This is a genomic window from Microbacterium testaceum, assembly GCF_001476655.1.
Classification (GTDB): domain Bacteria; phylum Actinomycetota; class Actinomycetes; order Actinomycetales; family Microbacteriaceae; genus Microbacterium; species Microbacterium testaceum_C.
The window spans coordinates 1-2,957 of the sequence record NZ_LDRT01000152.1; the positions used below are offsets into that span (position 1 = coordinate 1).

The following is a 2,957-nucleotide window of genomic DNA, read 5'->3' on the forward strand; positions in this document are numbered from 1 at the left end:
TGTCTTTCTCTTTTTTTTATGCTGTGCGCGCCTTGCAGATCCGAGTGCGGTAAGCCTTCGTCAGCGTCAGATGGTTATAAGAGCCAGGGGGGGGGCGGCGGGCTGAGCATCTCCAGGCCGTACAGGGCTTCGCTTTCGGCGATGAGGCCCGAGATGTCGACGGGCTTCGACTTCCGTCGCGACCACGCCTTGTTGTCGGCGTAGTCCATGACGACGCCGCCCTCGACGGCCGTGTCGATGTCGGGCTGTTCGACGATCAGGAGCTGGCGATCGCGGACGCGATCGCGCATGCGCGCGGTGGCGTGGGCGAACTGCCCGCCCTCCAGCGCGTGGACGACGAGGCCCGCCTCTTCTAGCAGCGGTGCGAACTCCGCCGCGCGGCATCCGCGGCCCTGCACGACCACCTCGCGGTGCCCGGACTTCTCAGCCAACTCGGCCATGAACTTCGGCACCCAGAGCATCCCGGTGCGCTTCACGCGCGTCGTCACGAACGGGCGTCCGTCTGTGGTGAGTACTGCGGCGGCCAGCCATGTCATGTCTTCCTCGCTGGTGTCGAGCGCCCAGACCGTGCGCGATCCGCGCGCGATGCTGATCTCCTCGGGCAGCACACGGCGCGGGCGCCAGTCCCGTGGCGAGATGTACGACTGCACCTGGGACGTGACCCACTGGCAGAGCACCTCGGTGCGGTACGACGCCTCAAGCATGTCGAGCGCATCCTGGAGGCACATCTCGACGGTGATCTCGCCGTACCCGATGCTCGGGTTCGCCTGCAGGATCGCGTCGACATCATCGAGGCGACATCCGTCCGGTGCTGACCACTCGAACAGCGCGGACGTGGGGGCCGAGAGCTCGCCGTTGGCGTACGCCTCCAGCTCGTCAAGGCCTCGCGACAGCCAGTCCTCGATCTCAGCGATGCGTGTCTCGCGCTGCTTACGCAGTACGACCGAGCGAACGTCGCCGGCGTTCGAGATGCCCCAGAGCTGCGAGTTGAACACGGCTTTGGTGGTCTGTGCGACTGAGTCCCAGGCATCCCACGTCTGCTGTTCGCGCATCTCGTCCATCAGCACGCGGGCGGCAGACTTGCCGCGGCCGCCCTTGCGGGATGCCGCGCGGACCTCGTAGTGGGCTCCGTTGCGGAGGTAGATGCCGGGCTGGCCGTTCTTGCGCTGAAGCTTCTGGACGGCCTTCGCGAGAGATGGCACGTGGCCGTCGTTCTCGACGTCGCACCAGCGTCCAGTGAGGTTCCAGACGTCCTGCGCGGTGTCGAGGTTCTGCGCGGTGCCGAGCACCTTGAACCGGAACGGGGGCAGCCGCTCTTCGAAGCGGTCGGCATCGACGAACAGCCACCAGGCGGCGAGTACTGCGGCGAGCAGGCTCTTGCCGTTCTGGCGGGCGACGAGGACGATGACGCGACGGAACCGGAAGGTGCCGTCGGTGTTCAGCTCAAGAGCGTGGATAAGCAGCCACTGCTGCCACGGGTACAGCGCGACGCGGAGGAACACCCGCGCGAACTCGATCACCTCGAAGCCGAGCGACGTCTCCGGTGTGAGCGGGCGCAGCGGTCGCGTCCACAAGCGGGGCTCTTCGCTGCCACGCAGGTGCGAGTAGTCATCTTGCGGATCCGCGGTTGCGGTTCTTCCAGTCGTCGAGGTCAACCGGCTCCCCCTTCGGAGGCTCGACTGCGCCCTCCGGAGCTGGGGGCGGGATCGAGGCGTTGAGCGCGGCGCGTGCGGCCGGGGTGGCACCCAGCTCGCGGAGGCCGTTCCACAGGTGCGGCAGCAGGTACATCGCCTTCGTCGCTTCGAGCGACGTGCCGTTCGCGACAGCGTGGTCAATCTGACGCGCCACCTGACGGCACGAAGCGATGAGCGCCTCATCCGCGGCCTCGGTCGGGATCTCCGCGAGCGTCTTCTCGAAGGCGTCCGTGATCGCGTCCTTGACCCGCGTGGGCTCGCCCAGCAGACGCTGACGCTCCTGCATGAGCTTCACCACACGGTCCGTCGCCGCGGCGTCGCCGTTGATGGCCTTCTGCCAGTGCGCGCGGTGCAGAGCATCGATGCGTTCGAGATCAACGATGCGCGCGGCTGTCTGATCAAGCGCCACGGTGGATGCCGCGATTGCCTTCTGCACGGCCGCCTTCGCCTGCGTGACGGTGCAGGAGAGCTGCGTCGCGATCTGCTCGTACGGCACCGCGGCGCGGAACAACGCGAACGCCTTCTTCTGATCAGGCGCCGGCATCCGTGGTCCCGGTGAAGTCGACGGGCACGCCGTCGCGCACGGGGGTCTGGCCCGTGTGCTCCTGGAACCGGCGGCAGATGACGTCGGCGTAGGTCGGGTCCAGCTCGACGAGGAACGCCTTCCGCGCGAGCCGGTGCGCCGCGATCAGCGTGGAGCCGGATCCGCCGAAGCCGTCGATGACCCACGCGCCGGGCGCGCACGAGTTCTTCAACATCGCCTCGACGAGCTCGACCGGCTTCATCGTCGGGTGCACCGCGGACCGCGTCGGCCTGGCGATGTCGAACACGGTCGACGACCGGTTGTCACCGTGCCAGTGTTCGCCGCCGCGACCAAGCCGCCCCGTCCCGTCGGCGGTGAAGCCGTACGCGATGGGCTCGAAATCCCGGGGTGCGGCGTCGCCGATCACGCCCTCGGCGATCGGTTCCGACTGGTAGTGGTAGTCGGCGCGCGAGAGGACGAACCGGTCCTTCACCCACATCAGCGTCTGCCGGTACCGGATGCCGAGTCGCTCCATCGCCGCCTGCAGCGGGACACGGAGGACGTCGGAATGGGCGACGTAGATCGGCGCACCAGGGCGACAGACGGCCGCGGCGACTTCGAGGAACGCGACGGACACGGCGATCGCGGCATCCAGACCATCGTTCTGAATGCGGAGGCCTGTGCCGCCCTTGTACTCGACGCCGTAGGGCGGGTCGGTCCAGCAGCTGTGTCTTATAAAA

The 2,957-nt window shown here is 67.6% G+C and carries 3 protein-coding genes; all 3 read right to left on the minus strand.

The window, feature by feature from the left end; translation table 11 throughout:
• Positions 1-74: 74 nt before the first annotated feature.
• Entirely contained in the window at positions 75-1,574 is a 1,500-nt protein-coding gene (locus tag NS220_RS16785; protein WP_206543038.1) for a hypothetical protein, read from the minus strand.
• Between the two features lie 34 nt (positions 1,575-1,608).
• Positions 1,609-2,238 (minus strand): terminase small subunit, encoded by a 630-nt coding sequence (locus NS220_RS16790; protein WP_058625152.1) that lies wholly within the window; start codon positions 2,236-2,238, stop codon positions 1,609-1,611.
• On the minus strand, positions 2,225-2,957 hold a 733-nt coding region (locus NS220_RS16795; RefSeq protein WP_193755402.1), incomplete at its 5' end, for a DNA-methyltransferase. The genes NS220_RS16790 and NS220_RS16795, both read right to left, overlap by 14 nt.